The organism is Pseudazoarcus sp. NS20 (assembly GCF_059703745.1).
The window spans coordinates 416,472-434,303 of record NZ_BAAKIY010000001.1; the positions used below are offsets into that span (position 1 = coordinate 416,472).

Annotated in this window: 19 protein-coding genes; 8 read left to right on the plus strand and 11 right to left on the minus strand. The window is 66.8% G+C overall.

The window, feature by feature from the left end; translation table 11 throughout:
- Positions 1-7 precede the first annotated feature (7 nt).
- Together AC6H0W_RS02035 and AC6H0W_RS02040 are read left to right on the plus strand one after the other, a co-directional pair.
- The gene (locus AC6H0W_RS02035) at positions 8-562 is read left to right on the plus strand and encodes a hypothetical protein (protein ID WP_497575443.1); all 555 of its coding nucleotides are present in this window, start codon (positions 8-10) and stop codon (positions 560-562) included.
- Positions 559-1,707: a glycosyltransferase gene (locus tag AC6H0W_RS02040; protein ID WP_497575444.1), complete on the plus strand. Its 1,149-nt coding sequence runs from the start codon at positions 559-561 to the stop codon at positions 1,705-1,707. The genes AC6H0W_RS02035 and AC6H0W_RS02040 overlap by 4 nt, the downstream gene beginning before the upstream one ends.
- 98 nt (positions 1,708-1,805) lie before the next feature.
- On the opposite strand, the gene AC6H0W_RS02045 is transcribed toward AC6H0W_RS02040, so the two are convergent.
- Entirely contained in the window at positions 1,806-1,979 is a 174-nt protein-coding gene (locus AC6H0W_RS02045) for a DUF1328 domain-containing protein (protein ID WP_497575445.1), read from the minus strand.
- 120 nt (positions 1,980-2,099) lie between these two features.
- On the minus strand, positions 2,100-2,507 hold the full coding sequence (locus AC6H0W_RS02050) for a BON domain-containing protein (protein ID WP_497575446.1): 408 nt from the start codon (positions 2,505-2,507) through the stop codon (positions 2,100-2,102).
- Positions 2,508-2,712: 205 nt separating this feature from the next.
- Here AC6H0W_RS02050 and AC6H0W_RS02055 point away from each other — a divergent pair, with 205 nt between their 5' ends.
- Positions 2,713-3,834, plus strand: coding sequence for an AI-2E family transporter (locus tag AC6H0W_RS02055; protein WP_497575447.1), 1,122 nt, complete (start codon positions 2,713-2,715; stop codon positions 3,832-3,834).
- Positions 3,831-7,139 (plus strand): DUF748 domain-containing protein, encoded by a 3,309-nt coding sequence (locus AC6H0W_RS02060; RefSeq protein WP_497575448.1) that lies wholly within the window; start codon positions 3,831-3,833, stop codon positions 7,137-7,139. Before AC6H0W_RS02055 ends, AC6H0W_RS02060 begins: the two co-directional genes overlap by 4 nt.
- 7 nt (positions 7,140-7,146) lie before the next feature.
- On the opposite strand, the gene AC6H0W_RS02065 is transcribed toward AC6H0W_RS02060, so the two are convergent.
- From AC6H0W_RS02065 to AC6H0W_RS02080, 4 genes are all read right to left on the minus strand, one after another.
- On the minus strand, positions 7,147-8,502 hold the full coding sequence (locus AC6H0W_RS02065) for a phospholipase D-like domain-containing protein (RefSeq protein WP_497575449.1): 1,356 nt from the start codon (positions 8,500-8,502) through the stop codon (positions 7,147-7,149).
- Positions 8,503-8,533: 31 nt separating this feature from the next.
- On the minus strand, positions 8,534-8,857 hold the full coding sequence (locus AC6H0W_RS02070) for a BON domain-containing protein (RefSeq protein WP_497575450.1): 324 nt from the start codon (positions 8,855-8,857) through the stop codon (positions 8,534-8,536).
- Between the two features lie 209 nt (positions 8,858-9,066).
- Positions 9,067-9,228: a DUF1328 domain-containing protein gene (locus AC6H0W_RS02075; RefSeq protein ID WP_497575451.1), complete on the minus strand. Its 162-nt coding sequence runs from the start codon at positions 9,226-9,228 to the stop codon at positions 9,067-9,069.
- A gap of 131 nt (positions 9,229-9,359) precedes the next feature.
- Positions 9,360-9,812, minus strand: a complete 453-nt coding sequence (locus tag AC6H0W_RS02080) for a CBS domain-containing protein (protein ID WP_497575452.1) — start codon at positions 9,810-9,812, stop codon at positions 9,360-9,362.
- Positions 9,813-10,340: 528 nt separating this feature from the next.
- Between AC6H0W_RS02080 and AC6H0W_RS02085 the strand changes: the two genes are divergently transcribed.
- A complete protein-coding gene (locus AC6H0W_RS02085; protein WP_497575453.1) occupies positions 10,341-10,928 on the plus strand; it encodes a hemerythrin domain-containing protein in 588 nt (195 codons plus the stop codon).
- A gap of 130 nt (positions 10,929-11,058) precedes the next feature.
- Positions 11,059-11,508 (plus strand): hypothetical protein, encoded by a 450-nt coding sequence (locus AC6H0W_RS02090; RefSeq protein ID WP_497575454.1) that lies wholly within the window; start codon positions 11,059-11,061, stop codon positions 11,506-11,508.
- Between the two features lie 37 nt (positions 11,509-11,545).
- Here AC6H0W_RS02090 and AC6H0W_RS02095 read toward each other — a convergent pair whose 3' ends face one another.
- From AC6H0W_RS02095 to AC6H0W_RS02110, 4 genes are all read right to left on the minus strand, one after another.
- Positions 11,546-12,415, minus strand: a complete 870-nt coding sequence (locus tag AC6H0W_RS02095) for an SDR family oxidoreductase (RefSeq protein ID WP_497575455.1) — start codon at positions 12,413-12,415, stop codon at positions 11,546-11,548.
- Positions 12,412-12,678, minus strand: a complete 267-nt coding sequence (locus AC6H0W_RS02100) for a hypothetical protein (RefSeq protein WP_497575456.1) — start codon at positions 12,676-12,678, stop codon at positions 12,412-12,414. The genes AC6H0W_RS02095 and AC6H0W_RS02100 overlap by 4 nt, the downstream gene beginning before the upstream one ends.
- A gap of 92 nt (positions 12,679-12,770) precedes the next feature.
- A complete protein-coding gene (locus AC6H0W_RS02105; RefSeq protein WP_497575457.1) occupies positions 12,771-14,495 on the minus strand; it encodes a hypothetical protein in 1,725 nt (574 codons plus the stop codon).
- Positions 14,496-14,648: 153 nt separating this feature from the next.
- Positions 14,649-14,999 (minus strand): hypothetical protein, encoded by a 351-nt coding sequence (locus AC6H0W_RS02110; RefSeq protein WP_497575458.1) that lies wholly within the window; start codon positions 14,997-14,999, stop codon positions 14,649-14,651.
- A gap of 165 nt (positions 15,000-15,164) precedes the next feature.
- On the opposite strand from AC6H0W_RS02110, the gene AC6H0W_RS02115 reads away from it, so the two are divergent.
- Entirely contained in the window at positions 15,165-15,542 is a 378-nt protein-coding gene (locus AC6H0W_RS02115; RefSeq protein ID WP_497575459.1) for a hypothetical protein, read from the plus strand.
- A gap of 141 nt (positions 15,543-15,683) precedes the next feature.
- Positions 15,684-16,478: an SAM-dependent methyltransferase gene (locus AC6H0W_RS02120; protein ID WP_497575460.1), complete on the plus strand. Its 795-nt coding sequence runs from the start codon at positions 15,684-15,686 to the stop codon at positions 16,476-16,478.
- A 40-nt stretch (positions 16,479-16,518) separates the two neighbouring features.
- Here the strand turns inward: AC6H0W_RS02120 and AC6H0W_RS02125 are convergent, their stop codons facing one another.
- On the minus strand, positions 16,519-17,730 hold the full coding sequence (locus AC6H0W_RS02125) for an MFS transporter (RefSeq protein ID WP_497575461.1): 1,212 nt from the start codon (positions 17,728-17,730) through the stop codon (positions 16,519-16,521).
- Positions 17,731-17,832: the final 102 nt, after the last annotated feature.

Consider the following 17,832-nt stretch of genomic DNA (forward strand, 5'->3'; position numbering starts at 1 on the left):
ACTCACCATGCAAACCATCATCGCCGCGCATTTCGCCGACATGACGCACCTGCACGAGGCCACCGCAGGTCTGGCTGCCCAGGGGGTGGCAAGCCAGGATTACGCCACGTACTACCTCAACCCGCCGGGCCAGCAAGGCCTCTACCGGCTCGGCCGCAATGCCGCCGGGCAAAGCGATGCGCTGGACGCCGCACGCAACGCCTCGGCAGAAGTGGATGCCAGCCGCGCTGCACGCGCCGAAGCCGGCACACCCGACACTGAAGTCGGTGCACTCGCCGCCACCAGCGTCAGTGCGTACGTCGGCGCGCTTACCGAAGCCATGTGGGGCACGCTGGCGCCCGATCACGCCCGCCAAGGGCCGCACGAGGTCGCCCGTGGCGGCCCCACCGTCGCCGTGCGCGTGGACGACACCTCCGACGAGGCGACGGTGGTGAGCATCCTCAAACGCTGCAAGGCACGGCAGATTGACCGCACGCACGGTCACTGGCAGGACGGCCACTGGGCGGACGTCGATCCGCAAGCACCCGGTACGCGGCTGCTCGGTGCCGGGGGTGCACGATGAGCGCCGCCGCCCTGCACATCGCCGACGTCGGCCCGTTCTCGACCGCCAGCGTCGGCGCGCGCCGTTACCTGCAGGAGAAGCGCCTGTGGATGCAGGCGCAGCCCGACTACCATCATTCGCTGGTACTGCCGTGCCGCACCGAAGCCGACGAACTCGATGACGAAGTCGTCGAGCTGCCCGGCCTGCCATTGCCCTTCTCGCGCAGCGGGCGCGTGCCGCTTGGAACCGGTGGTGCCTACCGCACCTTGCTGGAACTGCAGCCGGACATCATCGAAACCGCCGACAACTGGCAACTGGCCTGGGGAGCGCTCGATGCCGGGCAGGAGCTTGGCGTGCCGGTGGTGCACTTCTGCCACAACGATTTCTCGCGCTCCGCCAACCGTATGGGTGGTCAAACCGCCGAGAAACTGGCCGAGGTGTACGCGCGCAATCTGTACACCCGCTTCGACCACGTATTGGCTCCCAGCCAATACCTGGCCGATCGCCTGATCGAGTTGGGCGTGCCGCACGCCCAACATCAGACACTGGGCGTGGATACCATCACGTTTCACCCATCGTCCGCCAGCAAGGGCTGGCGCCTGCGACTAGGGGCCGGGCCGGGTGAACGCCTGCTGGTGTTCGCCGGCCGCTTCGCGACCGAGAAGAATCTGCCCACCTTGTACGCCATGCTCGACCAGCTCGGCCCCGGCTACAAGCTGATTCTGGTGGGCAACGGCACACGCATGCCGGAACACCCGGCCGTGCAGGTGGTGCCGTATTTCGCCGACAGCAGCCGGCTGGCGGCGGTGATCGCCAGTTGCGATGTGTTCGTGCACGCTGGCACGGAGGAAACATCCGGCATCGCCGCGCTGGAGGCCATGGCGTGTGGCGTGCCAGTGGTGGCCGCGCAGGCCGGCGCGCTGGCCGAGGTGGTGGACAGCAACGTGGGCAGCAGCGTGCCGGCGGAAAATCTCGACGCCCTCGCCGAAGGCATGGCCCAGGCCGTGCGCCGGCTGTGTGCCGACGATCTGCAAGCGCTGCGCGATGCCGCCCGACTGCGGGCCGAAGACTACGACTGGGCGCGCATTCTGCCCAACTTGGCCGCGCGCTACTCCGCCCTTGGTCACCACGTCATCGAGCCTTTGACGGTTGCCCAGATGCCCTGAGCAACCGCGGCGGGCAAGCTGATTTCTTGTCGGGCAGGAAGCACTCCCGCCCGATTCACAGAAAATTCGCGTGCCCTGCCAAGGGCTGAGGCGTGGCCCTACGCGAACAAGGCTCCCAGCGCGAGGGCCGTGAGCAGCATCAGCACGAACATGGTGAAGGCAATGAAGAACAACACCCGGGCAATGCGCGAGGCCGCCCCCGCAAGACGGGTGAAGCCGAATACGCCGGCAATCACCGAAATAATGAAGAACACCACTGCCCAGTGAAGCATGCATCCTCCCGCGCGCCCCCTTCTGCAGGGGGAAGCGTTTGATCTGTAATAAATGCAATGCGCCGGCAAACGCTACCGGCGCATTGTTCTTTGCTCAGCGCCCACAGGGCGCTTCAGGTCTTATTTAGCCGGACCGTGGGTAAGTGAGCTGCGCACTTCACGCACACCGTCGATGCCTTTAGCCGCTTGCACGGCGGCCTGCTCTTCCGCTGCCGACTCTACCCGGCCCTGCAGGTGCACCACGCCGTCACGCACTTCGACCTCGATGTTGCGGGCCTTGGTCTGATCATTGCCAATCAGCGCCGTCTTGACGCGCGTTTCAAGCAACTGATCGCCCGCGCGTTCGCGCACGCCGCGCTCCTCGCCCTTGTCGTCCTTGCGGTCGTACATGCGCTCGTCCACCTTGCGCTGCTCTTCCGAGGGTTGATCACGACGATGTTGGTCTGTCTGCGCATGCACTGCCGGAATCATCAGGGCGGCACATGCCAGAGCACCCACCGCGCCGACTGCAAATCTGCTCTTCTTCATGGGGCAATCCTCCTTCAAGCCCGCGTCGTGATGCGGGTCGTGTCGAGCCGCCGAACGACGGCTCCTGTGCACACGCAGCAAACGGCATACCTGCAAGGCACGCTGCTTGCAGCGTGACGCCGCGATTCAATCTGGAAACCTCGTTCATGCCCGCTTTCGCACCATCCGCCCCGCCCCGCACCACCCCGTCGCAGCGGCGGCCGGCATGAGCAAGCACCCTTCGCTGCAACCCCGCCGCCATCGCCCGCGCGCACTTGGCCCGGCCAGTTCGGGCGTGGCAGCCGACGCCCGGCGTGCGGATCGATCCATCGTCATCGCCGCCACGGTGATCCTGCTGGCCGGCTTCGCGCTGTTGATGTGGGCGATTGCCGACGTGGTGTTGCTGATCTTCTCCGGGGTGCTGCTGGCCGTGTTCCTGCGCGGCATCAGCGACACCTTGCGCGATGCCAGCGGCCTGCCCGACCGCCTGGCGCTGGCGACGGTGGTACTGACGGTGGTGACGCTGCTGGGCCTGTCGGCGCTGTTCCTGGGTGCCGAAATCGCCAGCCAGTTCGAGCAACTGGGCCCGCGCATGGCGGAGGCATGGGAGAAGCTGCTCGAGAAAGTGCGCGAATACGAATGGGGCGCCAGCCTGCTGTCCGAGCGCAATCTGCGCCTGATGATGCCGGAAGACCAGGAATGGCGTGCCCATCTGGGCGGCCTGTTCTCCACCACGCTCGGCGCGTTGGCCGGCTTGCTCATCACCGGCTTCATCGGCCTGTACGGCGCAGCCGACCCGCACGTGTATCGGCGCGGGCTGCTGGCGCTTTTCCCGCACGCGCGGCGCGAGCGCGTCGGCGGCATCCTCGACGACCTCAACCTCACCCTGCGCTGGTGGCTGATCGGCACCTTCGTGAAGATGACGGCGGTGGGTCTGGCCGTCGGCCTGGGCTTGTGGATGCTCGACATTCCGCTGGCCATGGCACTCGGGCTGATCGCCTTCATGCTCGACTTCATTCCTTACGTGGGCCCGGTGCTGGCGGCCCTGCCGGCACTGCTGGTGGGCATGGCCCTGGGGCCGGAGGCCGCGCTGCACGTGGCGCTGCTGTACCTCGCGGTGCAAACCGCCGAGAGCTACATCCTGTCGCCGCTGATCGACCAGCGCAGCGTGCATCTTCCGCCGGCCCTCACACTTGCCTCACAAGTGCTGCTGGGCGCCCTGCTGGGAGCCTTGGGTGTGGTGTTCGCGACACCCATCGTCGCCTCGGGTATGGTTCTATTGCGCACACTGTATGTAGAAGACGAGCCCGCTCCCGAAGAGCCGGACGCGGAGGAGCATGACCCATGAACGTCCTCGGTGACACCCCCGCCACACCCCCGCTGAAGCGGCGCTCCGTTCGTATTGCCCTGGCTGCGGGCGGGGTGCTGCTGGTGTATGCGCTGGTCGGTTTCGCCGTGCTGCCGTGGCTGGCGCAACGCCAGTTGCCGCCAATCGTGGCTGAGCAATTCGGGCTCGAACTCGACGCCGAAGCGCTGCGCTTCAATCCCTTCACGCTGCGCAGCGAAGCGCGCCAAGTGAGCCTGAGCCTGCCCGACGGCACGCGCCTCTTCAGCGCCGACCGCCTCGAAGCCAACCTCGAATGGATCGGTCTGTTCACCCGGCGCTGGACTCTCGCCGCCATCGAGATCGAACGCCCCCACCTCGAACTGCTGCGCGAAACCGATGGCCGCTTCGTGCTGCCGCAATTGCGCACACAGGACGAGCCCGCAGCGCCCGCCGAGGGCGAAGAATCAGCGCTGCCCGGGTTACGCCTGGTGCGCTTCGCGCTGACCGACGGGCGTGTCACGGTGCGCACGCGCGACGACGAATACGCACCCGTCACCATCACCGGCATTGCGCTGGAGGGCAGCGAACTCGCCACCGGCACCGACGACGCGGCCGGCAGTTATCGCCTGGGGCTCGAACTGCCGGGCGGCGGCACGCTGGTGGCACAGGGCAGTCTGGCCACAGCCGCGCGCAGCAGCGAAGGCAGCATCGCACTGGCCGACGCCGACGTGAATGGCGTGTGGCCGCTGGTCGCGCGCGACTGGACCATCGCACCACCGCAAGGGCGCCTGTCGGCCAGCGCCGAGTACCGCGCCGCACCGCTGGATGACGGCTTCGACCTGACGCTGGAGCAACTCGCGCTCGGCGCCGAGGGCCTGCATGTCGCGCGCCCCGACAGCAAGACGGCCATGCTCGCATTGCAGGAAGGCTCGACTCGCGGCGGGCGCTTTTCGCTTGCCGAGCGTCAATTGCTGCTGCCCGAACTGCAACTGCGCGAAGGCGAGTTGAGCCTGCAAGTGGATGCCGAAGGGCAGCTCGACTGGGCCGCGCTGCGCCGCGATGATGACGCGCCGCAGGAAGACGAAGACAGCGCTCCGTGGCGCATCGAACTGCCCGACGCGCGCCTCGAGGCGCTGGTGCTGCACTACCGCGAACTCGCAGACGAGCAACGCCGGCTCGACGTGGCACGCGTGGATGCGCACGGCAGTCTGTACATCGATACCGGCGAAGGCGGCGTGCGTCTCGAGGGGCTGGGCGCCACCCTGGCGACACCGCGTTTTGCCGGCGGCGACGCGAGCCCGCTGACGGTCGAGCGCATCGCCCTCGAAGATGGCCGTATCGACACCGCGCGTCGCGCGCTCGAAGCCGAGCGCCTGATGCTGTCGGGCAGCCGCGCCGACCTCACCATCACCCCCGACGGCACGCTGCAACTGCCCGGCGGGCTGGTGCCGCAAGCCGCTCAGGAAGGGCGACCGACCGCCAGCGCCGATGCGGCGGATGAACCCTGGTCGTATGCCCTCGGGCAGCTCGTCATCGAAAACGTGCAGCTCGGTCTGGATGATCAGCGCGCGGCCACCCCGGTCAAGCTGCAAGCCAGGGGTGGCCTGCTGCTGAGCAAGGTGGCAAGCGGGGGCGACGCGCCGATGGGCCTCGAAGCGCAATTCGATCTTGCCTCCGGCGGGCGACTGCGCCTCGACGGGCAAGCCGCGCAGGACGGCAGCACGCTGCAGGCGCGGCTGCGCGTGGACGGCGTCGAGCTTTCGCCGGCACGGGCGCTGGTCGAAGCCCACACCACGCTGCGCCTGGTCAGCGGCAAGCTCGGCGGCGACCTGAAGCTGCATTACGACCGTGCCGGCTCGCCGCAGATGCAGGCTGAGGGCCGCACGCGCGTGGATGACATCCGCTTCGAGGTGGCCGAAAGCGGCGAATCGCTGTTCGCCGCGCGCTCGGTAACGGCCGACGGAGCGCTGCAGCTGGGGCCGGACCGCCTCGCGCTGTCGTCGGTGGTGCTCGACCACCCCGAGGCGCGGCTGCAAGTGAATGCCGACCGCCAGTTCAACCTTGCCCAGATCGCCCGCGAGCGGGAAGCCACCGCGCCCGAGAGCCCGTCCGACCCCGACGCACGCTTTCCGCTGCGCATCGAGAAAATCGAATTCCGCGAGGCCAACGTCGACTTCAGCGACGAAAGCCTGATCCTGCCGTTTTCGACGCAGATCACGCGCCTCAACGGCGCACTGCACGGCGTGGACAACTCCGAACATGGCGAGGCGGTGATCGACGCGCGCGGCTTCATCGAGCCGCATGGCGAAGCCCGCGCAGAAGGCCGCCTGCGCCCCTTCGACCTCAACCAGTTAACCGACGTGAGCGTGAATTTCGACAACGTCGAGATGTCCAGCCTGTCGCCCTACAGCGCCACCTTCGCCGGCCGCAAGATCGCGCGCGGGCGACTGTGGCTGGCCGTGCGCTATCGCGTGTTCGACGAGCAGCTCGACGGCAGCAACGCCGTGACGCTGGAAGAATTCGAACTGGGTGAGCGCGTGGATTCCCCCGGCGCCATGGACTTGCCGCTGGAGCTGGCGCTGGCGCTGCTGCGCGACCCCTCCGGACGCGTGCATCTTGAAGTGCCAGTGCGCGGTGATGTCAGCGATGCGCGCTTCGAGTACGGTGCAGTGGTGCGTTCGGCCATCGGCAACGTGCTCACGCGCGCGGTCACGGCACCCTTCCGCCTGCTTGCCGGGCTGGTCGGCGGGGGCGACGACGACAGCCTGCAGGACATCGGCTTCGAAGCCGGCAGCGACCGCCTGGCGCCACCCCAGCAAGAGAAGCTTCAGCGCCTCGCCGAAGCCCTGCAACAGCGTCCGCAACTACGCCTCACGCTACAAGGCACCTATGTTCCCGAGGGCGACGACCGCGCGCTGCGCACGCAGGCGCTGCGTGGCGACATCTCGCAGAGCACCGGCACCTCGGCCGAGGGCGGCTCAATCGGCCAGCTCGATTTCAGCAACGGCGCAATCCGCCGCGCGGTAGCCGACCGCTACGAGCGCCTGACCGGCCCGAATGCCTTGAGTGAATTCCGCAGGGAGTTTGCGCGCGGGCCGGACGCCGGCAATGAAACCGCACTGCACCGCGCCTTGTTCGACCGACTGCTGCAGAACCAACCGCTGGCGGCCGACGGGCTGAAGCAACTCGCCGAACGCCGCAGCGAAGCCGTGCAGGGCTATCTGACGGAGCACGGTATCGAAGCTTCACGCCTCGAAGTACGGCCGCCCGAGCGCGCCTCGGGCAAAGACGCCGCCGGCGTGAAGCTGGAAGTCAAAACCAACTGAGACCGGCTTAAAGCAGGTATTCCCAGCGCCGCGCAAACCATTCGAGGAAGCGCGGGCGCAGGCCGCGGCGCTTCCACTCGTTGAGCTGCACCTCTTCCGAGGCCTCGACGTCGCGCTTGAACAGGTCTTCCATTTCGCGCGCGAACGTGGCATCGAGCACCAGCACATCGGCCTCGTAGTTGTGCACGAAGCTGCGCCAGTCGAGGTTGGTCGAGCCCACGCTGGACCACACCCCGTCGATCACTGCCGTCTTGGCGTGCAGCAGCGCATCATGGCGCTCGAAAATGCGCACACCGGCGTCCATCAGATCGTCGTAATGCGAGCGCCCGGCATGGAAGGGCGCCCAGAAATCGCTGAAACCGGGCAGCGCCAGGCGCACGTCCACGCCGCGCCGCGCGGCATCGATGAGCGCCTCCACGACGCGTTCGTCCGGCACGAAATAGGCGTAGGTCAGCCAGGCGCGTTCGCTGGCGTTCTCCAGCGCCGACAGCAGCGCCACGTAAAGTTCGCTGCGGCCCTCGGTGGGGTCGGCGGTGACCACGCGCATGGCCATGTCGCCTGCGCGCTCGGGCGGCGGACCGCTGCGCGCCTCTTGCGCCGGCTCACAGGCCTGATCCGTCCAGGTTTCATCGAACAGGCTCTGGAAACCCGCCACGATGGGGCCGCGCACCTCGACGTGGGTGTCGCGCCAACCTTCTTCGGGGTCATCCGATTTGCGCTGGCTGCCGAAGGAGCCGGCACTATAGACGCCGCTGATGTTGATGCCGCCGGTGAAGGCCACTTCGGTGTCCACCACCAGAATCTTGCGATGGTCGCGGTTGTTGATGGTCAGATCCGGGTTGCCCTTCACTTCGAGCGGGTTCACCGGGTTGAACTCGCACACCGCGGCGCCCAGCGCGCGCAGCTTGTCGAAGTATTCGTCCGGGGTATTCATGGAGCCGACGCTGTCGTACATCACGCGCACGGCAACGCCGTCGGGACGGCGCTTTTCGACGACTTCGAGCAGTCGCTCGCCGGAGCCTTCGGGTTCGAGGATATAGGACTGCAGATCGATGCTGCGACGCGCCTTGGCCATGGCGTCGAACATCGCATCCTTGGTGCGCGGGCCGTCGATCAGCAGGTGGGCGTCGTTGCCCAGCACCAGCGGCGCGGCCACGACTTGGTCAACTTGCGCCAGATGGAGTTCGAGCAAGCCCTGCCCGCCGGCTGCGCGGTCGATCTGCTCGACTTTCTTCTGCGCTTGCGGCGCGGGGATGGGGCCACGCTCATCTTCCACCCGCAGTTCGAGCAACTGCGGTACGGCCGGTTTGGGCGGCACCTCACCGGCCGGCTCCATCACGCAGCCGGCCAGCAGGGCGCACACACTCAGGCCACCGAGGCCTGTGAGGCTTCGGTCAATTGTTCGACTTGATCCGTATGTCATTGCGAATGGACTTCACCCCTTTCACTTCGCGAGTAAGCGCCTCGGCCCGACGGGATTCGGCAGCCGTGCCGACGAACCCGCTGAGCTGCACCACGCCCTGATAGGTTTCGACATTCACGTCGCGGGCGCGAACGTCGCGATCTTCCGCAAGTTTAGCCTTTACGCGGGTGGTGATGCTGGCGTCGTCGATGTATTCGCCAGCCGACTGGCGCTTGGAGGAAGGGGCGCAAGCGGCCGCCAGGGGCAGGATCGCGACCGCGGCAGCGGCGCGCAGCATGGAGCGTCGGTTCATCATTTTTGGGTACTCCTCTAGGGTGGATAGTCGATCACTGCCGGCCTGCCGACGCTCGTCGGCGGGCCGGCCATCCAGCCTGGATGTACATCCGTCGCACATCCGGGCTGCTCCCGCGCGGGCGACCGCAACCGCGCGGAAATCACAAACGGCCCGAACGCATCGGGCCGACTTGAACATGCAGCAGCGGCGCCACAAGGGCGCACGCCCCGCTACCCCTGCACCAACCCGAGAACGAGCGATGCGAGGAAGATCACGACGAAGATGTAGAACAGGATCTTGGCGATCCCGGCAGCACCGGAGGCGATGCCACCGAAGCCGAACAGCGCTGCGACGAGTGCGATGACGAGAAACACTACTGAGTAGTACAGCATGGTCATGCTCCTGTGGTTGTGGGGGTCGGCTACGGCACCTGGCCAGCAATCGGCGTGCCCGCAGCAACCCCAGCCCCGCACGCGACCGGCCGGGCCGGCGAAGGCGTGACGGGGCAGGTGGATGGATCGGCTCAGTTGCGGCCGGACGGGCTGGGCGAGGCGGCAGCCTCGCCCGAGCGGGCGGCAATGCCGCGCAGGGCATGACCGGCCGTGTGTTCGTCCTCGCTGTTGACGAGGTCGGCAAGCGCAAGGATGCCGACCAGCTTCTTGTCGTGGTCGAGCACCACCAGCCTGTGCAGCTGGATGTCGCCCATGTTTCCGGCGACGTCGTCGAGGTCGTCGTCCTCGAAGCAGTACTTCACCTCGCGGCTCATCACCTCGCTTACCGGCGCGTTGGCCGACTTGCCGGCAGCAACGCCACGAATGGCAATGTCGCGGTCGGTGACCATTCCCACCAGGCGGTCGTTCTGGCCGACCGGCAGGGAGCCGAGATCGCAATCGGCCATCATGCGGGCGGCCTCGTGCAGGGGTTGTTCGGGATTGACCAGCTTGACGTCCCTGGTCATGGCTTCACGGACTTGCATGGTTTTCCTCCTGATGTATGCGGCGGACGGCGCCCGCCCACCAGCCCGGCTGCAAGCCGCATTCCCGTGCGTGCTGGGCACACCACTTGCGGGAGTACCCACCCGACCGTCAAGGAGAACACCATGCGCACACGAACCACTTACGGTGCACCCCACGCACCCGCGGGCCATCAGCCGATACCGCGCCCCGGTCCGAACCCCGATCCGGCGCCCGTGCCCGATCCGCGACCCGACCCGAGCCCCTCCAACCCGCCTTTGCAGGATCCGTTCGACCCGGAGACCGACGCGCCGCCCCCCACCCGGCATACGGCCCGCAGCGCGCATGGGCGAACGCATCGGATCGGACACAGACGGTGCGCGCCGCAAACGCGTATTTCTTACGTCAGCGGTGTAAATCCTTCCGGCCCAAATACCGCATCAGCAGGCTAGGTGAGGCTGCAGACCCGGCACGTTCCTTGCGGTCACGACTGTGCAGCTGCGGTTAGCTGCGACACGTGTCATTCCGACGCACAGCCGAAAGGAGACGACATGAATACAGCGCACAGCACCGACGCCCTCGAACACCTGCACAACGGGCACGAGGCCCTGCACGACCTGCTGGTCAGCGCGCGCATGGCCGACTATACGGCGGCCGGCAGCAGCATCCCGGCGCGCCTGCCGGAGGATGATCTGGCCCTGCGTGCGGCCTTGCCCGAACTGCGCCGTCGTCTGACGCGCATCACCCGCATGGAGAGCGAGGTTTTCTACCCCGCCCTGCTGAAGGCCGGCGCCGACGAAGCGTGCATCGGACACGCCCGCACCGGCCACGAAATTCTGTATCGATTGCTCGAGCGTGCTGAAAAGCTGGCCCGCTCCGCCCCCGACGTGGATGACGGCGAAGCGCCCAACGGTCACTTCCGAGGCGCCTTCGACAGCTTGGCAGATCACCTGCTGCAGCACATCACGCAGGTCAAGGACACCCTTTTTCCGATGGCGCACGAACTGGACCTCGATATTCAGGCACTGGGCGAGCGCATGCGCGAACAGTTGGCGACGGTGAATGCTCCGGCGGGCCGCCACACCCGCGACGGTCGTCTGGATGTCGGCAGCGCCGAAGACCACGACCCCAACCTGTAACACGTGCCTGCACCCCTGCGTTGCCGCTCATGAAGCAGGCTCGGCAGCGGGGCGCCGGGTGGGCCGTGCCTTCGGCCTGGAACGCCACTTGCTGTCTCGACCGGCGTCGCATCCGCACAGAAGGCAATCCATGCGCAAGAAACGCCTCTACGGCCTTGAAAACCTGTGGCTGCAGAACGGCTACGAAATCCTCGATGGTGAGCCGCACCCGCTCGACCCGGATGGCCTGAGCCGTGCCGTGGCGCTGGAGTTGTGCCACGCACGCCATCTGCTTTCAGCGGACGGCATCCGCTACCTGCGTCAGTTCATCGCACTCGCCCCGGCACAGCTTGATCGCCTGCTCGGTCTCGAAACGGGCACCGTACAGACATGCGAGTGCGGCACCACCCGGCTGCCCGAAACCGGCTCGATGCAGTTGCGCTGCGAGGTACTGAAAGCGCTCGGCGAGCAGCATCGGGTCGAAGCCCAGACACTCGCGCCCGCAAACAAACTGGTGTTTGCACTCCGTGAAGCGGGCTGGCGATGTACCGAACGTGCGGAAGTACCGGCGCTGCTGCAGGCTGCACCACTCGCTTCGTGAAGCCCGCGGCTGTCACGGCGAGGGCGTCATGGCGCCCTCAGCCGTTGATGATTTCGCCGCCGTTGGGATGCAGCACCTGCCCGGTCATGTAACTGGCGCCGGCGCTGGCGAGGAATACGAAGCTCGGCGCAATCTCGTCGGGCTGGCCGGGTCGATCGCCCAGTGGCTGGCCTTCACCGAAATGTGCCACCGTCTCGGCATCGAACGACGCGGGAATCAGCGGCGTCCATACCGGCCCCGGTGCCACGCCATTGACGCGAATGCCGTCGCCTGCCACCGATTGCGCGAGCGAACGCGTGAACGCCACGATGGCGCCCTTGGTGGCGGCGTAGTCGATGAGCTTGGCGCTGCCGCGATAGGCCGTCACCGACGTGGTGTTGATGATGCAACTGCCCGCCTTGAGGTGCGGCAGGGCATGCCGGCACAGGTCGATCATGCCAATGATGTTGGTGCGGAAAGTGCGCTCGACCTGCGCGCGGCTGACCTCCGTCAGGCTGTCCTGCGGATGCTGCTCGGCAGCGTTGTTCACCAGCACGTCCAGCCCGCCGAGTTCGCCCACGGTAGCCTCCACCAGTTCCTTCGTGAACGCCTCGTCCCCGATGTCGCCGGAAAGCAACATGCAGCGTCGGCCTGCGGCCTCCACCTGCGCACGCGTGTGCTCGGCGTCTTCGTGCTCATCCAGATAGGCGATCACCACATCGGCCCCTTCTTTGGCGAAGGCGATCGCCACCGCGCGGCCGATGCCGCTGTCGCCGCCGGTAATCAGCGCGATCTTGCCGGTCAGCTTGCCGCTGCCGACATAGCCACGCATTTCGTCGCGCGGCGGCGGGTTCATCTGGCTCTCGTGGCCGGGCTGACGATCCTGGTGCTGAGGCGGCGGGCTGCGGTCGTGGGTCGATTCACTCATTGCGAGGCCTCCGTATCGCGCGGGACACGGCGCGCATGCTGGCGGGCGCAGCGCCGGCTCGCCGACGCCCCCATCACCAGACCCAGCGCGACGCCTGCACCGAGTGCCAGCCACGGGTGAGCACTCACGCAGCAGCGGCCGGCGGCCAGCAGCATGGCCAGACAATCGGCCGGAGCGCCGCACACGGGCCGGGCTGGATCGCTGGAATGGTTGACCAAGCCGGGCTGCACGTCGGCGCTGTTATCGGGAAGCTCTTGTGTCATGACGGTCTCCTTCAACTGGATGCCTGCCTGCGCAACGTGCAAGCCCCGTTCCCGCATCCACCCCCGACGTCGCCGCCTGCAGCGTGCAGGTCTTACACGTCGCAGGGGGAAGGTTCAGTCGCGTCGGCTTGAGGCTCGTGGCCTGCCGCCCGTTCGGCCAGCGCCGCAAGCGGCAGGCGCAGGTCGTCGGGCCGGTGCGCGAGTGCATGCCGCAATTCGTCGAGCAGCCGGGCAAACTCGAATAGCGCGACGAAACCGGCCGTGCCGGCCGCAGGCGGCAACACGGCGTAGTACGCCTCGAGCAGATTACGGACGCTGCGCTGCTGCCATGCCCGCAAGGTGCCCGAGCACGCCGCGGCCTGCTCCGGCCACTGCTGACGGGCATGCATGTCGACGACGCGCGCGGCGTGATCGAGCGAGCGCAGCACGCTCGCCACATCGCGCAAGGGCACATGCTTTTCGCGCCGCGCAGCGACCTCGCAGAACGCCTCGCTCTCGAAGTCCATGAGCACCTGCCCGTCGCCCAGCAGCAGCACCTGGGCAAGCTGCAGATCCGCATGATGGCGCGTCTTGCTCAGGCCCTGCGGGTCGAGGTCGAGCCCGGCGAGCACATCCCCCAGCGGCGTGCGTGCGGCCAGCACGGCATCCGCCAAGGCCCCGGTCTGACCGCTCAGCATCGCCCGACCGCCCTGCAGACGGTCAAGAACATCCGCCAGATCAGCCATCACCTGGGCACGCCAGCGCGTGGCGTCTTCGTGCGTGATCGGCTGCGGGCTGAAGGCCGCATCGTTGGCGTCACACGCCAGTGCAGTGTGGAGTTCGCCAAGACGCCGCCCGAGGGCCGTCATGTGCGACTGGTACCTGTGCTCCGCTTCATCCTCGACCGCATCACCGCGAAAATGCCGCTCGGGGTCGCAGCGCCGCACCAGATGGGCCAAGGTGTACTCCCAGGCGTTGCCGCGCTGTTCGAACGAAGGCCGGGCCAGCAGGAGCGCGGCACGCGTCCCCGCCGCATCGACATAGTCAGCCGCCCCGACGACCCCGATGTGCTCCGCAAAGCCGGCACGCTCCAGAAAGTGTCCGAGCTCGGCTTCCGGATTGACACCTGCCTGCAGGCACCGGTAGCCCTTGAGATGCAGGCTGTCGCCGAAGAACACGCCAGTGTTGCGTCGCTCCCGCTCGGGCAGCCGCGCCGCATGCGTGACGGCCTGCATCAGCGCGGCGCGATCAACCTTCGCGTCGAAACACACGCGGCCGCTCCCCAACGGCAAGGCCTCACCATCGGCCATGGCCAGCAGCAGAGCGCGGCAGAAGCCGGGGTCGGCAAAGGCGTCGTACAACACCCCGACACGCGCCCGTTCGCGCACATGCGCCAGTGCATGTGCGCCGACATGCTCGGCGGGAAGGTCACCGTGCTCCGCCCACACCACCGCCAGCGGCAGGAAGCAGCGCTGTGGCTCACCTTCGGGAAGGTGCACGTCGAGCACTGTGAGCAACCAGCTCCCCAGCGCGGTACGCCACTCCTGCTCTTCACGCACCTCGACCCCGATTGCGGTGTGACTCACATCACCCAGCCAGCGACGCGCGCGCAGGTACGGAAGCAACACTTCGCTCTGCAACTGGCTACGGCACAAGCGCGGAGCAGCTCGCTCGTGTTCGTTCAGAAAGGCGCTCCAGCCATCGGCCAACATCAGCGTCGGGAGGGAAGCCAAGGTCACGGGCGCGGTCTGCCGCTCGGGCGACAACGCCTGCCAACCGAGCTCGTGACCGGTACCGGGCGTACCCGGCGCCACACGAAGGGCGTATGAAATATCCATGTCATCTCCCTGGAAATTGTCTGCAACTCGCCACCGCAAAGCCGGATCGATCCGGGCACACCTCGCGCCCTGCGAGACCCTCGCGGCGTGCGCCGCGCCTCATGCGGAAACCGTGCAAAGCGTGCACGGCAATGTAAAAAACGCCCGTTGGCGTCAGCTCGCGCGCCCCTGGTTGCACCCTTTGCACTTCACCAGTCGACCATTGCGGGCGAGGTCGAAACAGCGCAATGCGACGTCGCTCTCGAGCACTTCGACGACCGGCTCCGACACCTCGCCGAGCGCGGCCGGCCCACCGCAACACTCGAGAAAACGCTGCGCCGCGGCCGGGGAGCGAAATACCGTGCTGCGCCCCTCTCCATCACGCAAAACGCCACCATGCAGCGACAAGGTCATGCAGTCGTCGCCGCAGTCCCCAACCCGGTGCAGGCCGACTTCATCAACCTGCCCGTGCACGGCCGCCACCGTGAGCTCAAGCCAGGTGGGCATGCGTTCGTGCGAGTTCATAGGGTTTGCTCCTGCCTGTCGGCACGCGTGGGGAAACGGTGAGCCCGTTTTCGGCTCTGCCCTCCTCCAAAGCAAGTTCGAGGCCTATCGGCGGAGACATGACGAATGCTTGGTACGATGCCGTCTCAGCGGCGTGACGCCGAACAATGCGGGAACCCTCATCACATGCGCTCGAACCGAACACTCCGCCTGCTGGCAGCCTGCGCTCTGGCCTTGGCAGGTGGCTGCGCCAGCGTCGCGACGCCGGACGCTACACCGGCACCGACCGACTTCTTCAAGCACACGGGCGCCCGCCAGTGCGAGACGCCATCGTTCAGCGCGGCTCGCCTGCAGGCCGAAGTAGCGGCGTTGAAGCAAGCCGGCATCGGCGTATCCAAGGCGCAATGCGGCACGGACGGCAATGTGTACCCCGCCGTATGCGGCGGCAGCACGGGTGATGTATGGGTACTGACGGTGGCGCCCGAGTCAGCCCCCGGCATGTTGTCGCGGGGATATCGCGCCCTGGATCCGAAGCTGCCGATCGCCACTCAGGCGTGCCGTTGATCCGGCTGCTGCGGAACCAAGCCGCGTGGAAGCCATCATTGGCATTGGCGGCGTGACGTTGTCAGCCAGGTTCACGCCCCCATGACAAACGAACCACCCCGATCGAACGACCCCAACTTTCGGAGAACCACGATGAGATTCATGAGTAAATCCATTGCCGCCGCGACCCTCGGCGCGTTTGCCATCGGCGGTTCCGCCTGGGCACAGACCGGCAACACCATCGAGCCCTACAAACCTTCCGTGGGCCAGGCCGGCAAGGATGTGGTGTGGGTGCCGACAGGTGACAGCCTGGTGGCGCAGATGCTCGACATGGCCGAACTGCGCGAAGGCGATCGGCTGGTGGACCTCGGCTCAGGCGATGGCCGTACGGTGATCGCCGCTGCCCGCCGTGGCATTCCGGCGCGCGGCATCGAGTACAACGGTGATCTCGTCAAACTCTCGAAGGAAGCCGCCAAGGAAGCCGGCGTCACCAATCTGGCCACCTTCGAAGAAGGCGACATCTTCGAATCGGATTTCTCCGAAGCCACCGTCGTCACGCTGTTCCTGCTGCCGTCGCTGAACCTGCGCCTGCGTCCCATCCTGCTCGACATGCCGCCGGGCACGCGCGTGTTGTCCAACTCTTTCCACATGGATGATTGGCAATCCGACGACATGGTCGAGATCGAAGGTGACTGCAGCAGCTGGTGCCGTGCCTACAAATGGGTGGTGCCGGCCAAGGTCGAAGGCAACTGGAAGGTGAGTGGTCAGCCGCTTGAGCTCAAGCAGACCTTCCAGATGCTGGAAGGTACGCTGGGCAATACGACCATCAGCGATGCACGCCTGAACGGCGCGCAGATCATGTTCACCGCCGGCCGCGACAAATACGTGGGCCAGGTCGATGGCAACACCATCAAGGGCACCATCAACGGCAAGACGGCGTGGACGGCTTCGCGCTAAGCCGGGCAGCCGGCACGGCGATGACGCCGTGCCGGCACCTTCACACTGCGCGCTGACGACGCGCGATCAATGCCGCGAAGACCACGCCGATCAACGGCAGGGCCACTGCTGGCAACATGAACACGGCCGTGTAGCCGTAGCCGTCCACCAGCAAGGCATTGAGCGAAACCCCCGCGGCCTGCCCCAGGAACAGCGACGAAGCGAACAAGGCCACCGCCGTGCCGCGATGCTCCGGCACCATCTGCGTGGCATTGAGCTGGAAGGTGTTGTGCAGCATGTAGAAGCCGATGCCGGCGAGCCATGCCGCGGCCATGGCACCGATCCAGTTCGGCGTGAAGATCAGCAGCGCAAACGCCAGCCCCAGCGATACCCCGCCCGACGCCGCCAGGCCGCGCTCACCCAAACGCCCGACGAAATGGCGCGCGAATACCGCGTAGGCCAGTCCGCCCGCGCCAAACATGCCCATCAGCGCGCCGGCCTGCGTCAGTGACAGGCCGAAGCGGTCGTGCAGATAGGTCGGCACAAAGGTCAAACCACCGAACACCAGCGCGCCTTCCAGACACACGCCGAGCAGAATCAACCGCGCCCAGCCCACCCTGCCCACCGCCACGAAACGTTGGATGAAGCTGAAATTGCGCGTGGAATCGGGCACCGCTGCATCGATGCCCGGCCGGCGCCACACCTCGCGCACCAGCAGCACGCCGGCCAGCGCGAACACCGCCAGCATGAACCAGAAGGCGCCACGCCAGCCGGTCAGATCGGCAAACAGTCCGCCGAACAACTGGCCGCCGATGACACCGAAAATCTGCCCGATGAGGAAATAGGCCAGCACCGGCTGGCGGCGCTCGTACGGCACGTTGTCGGCAATCCACGCCATCGCCAGCGGTATGGCCGCGGCACAGGTCATGCCGCTCATCGCACGGAACAGCACCAGCCACGAGAAGTCAGTGGCCAGCGCCGAGCCGAGCACCCCGACGGTGCTTGCCAGCACCGCCCAGGCAATCACGCGGTACTTGCCGAAACGGTCGCCCAGCGGGCCGTACAGCAACTGGAAGAAGCCATACGCAAGCGCGAACAGTGACACCGCATGCGCCGCCTGCCCGGCGCTCACCAGAAATTCGTCCATCAACTGCGGCAGCAGCGGGTCGGCAATACGTGCCGCGCCGCTGCTGGCGAAAGCGGCGAGCGAGAGCAGTGCAATGCGGCGAATCAAGTCGCTGTCGTGGCCAGCGGCGGCAGAAGGGGTGTGCATCACCCGAGCGTAGCGCACTTTGGGCGATGGAATGCATACCGTGCCTCCCGCGCGGCACGCACCCGGCGACAACATTTTGCTGCGCAATGTTGCAATGTTATA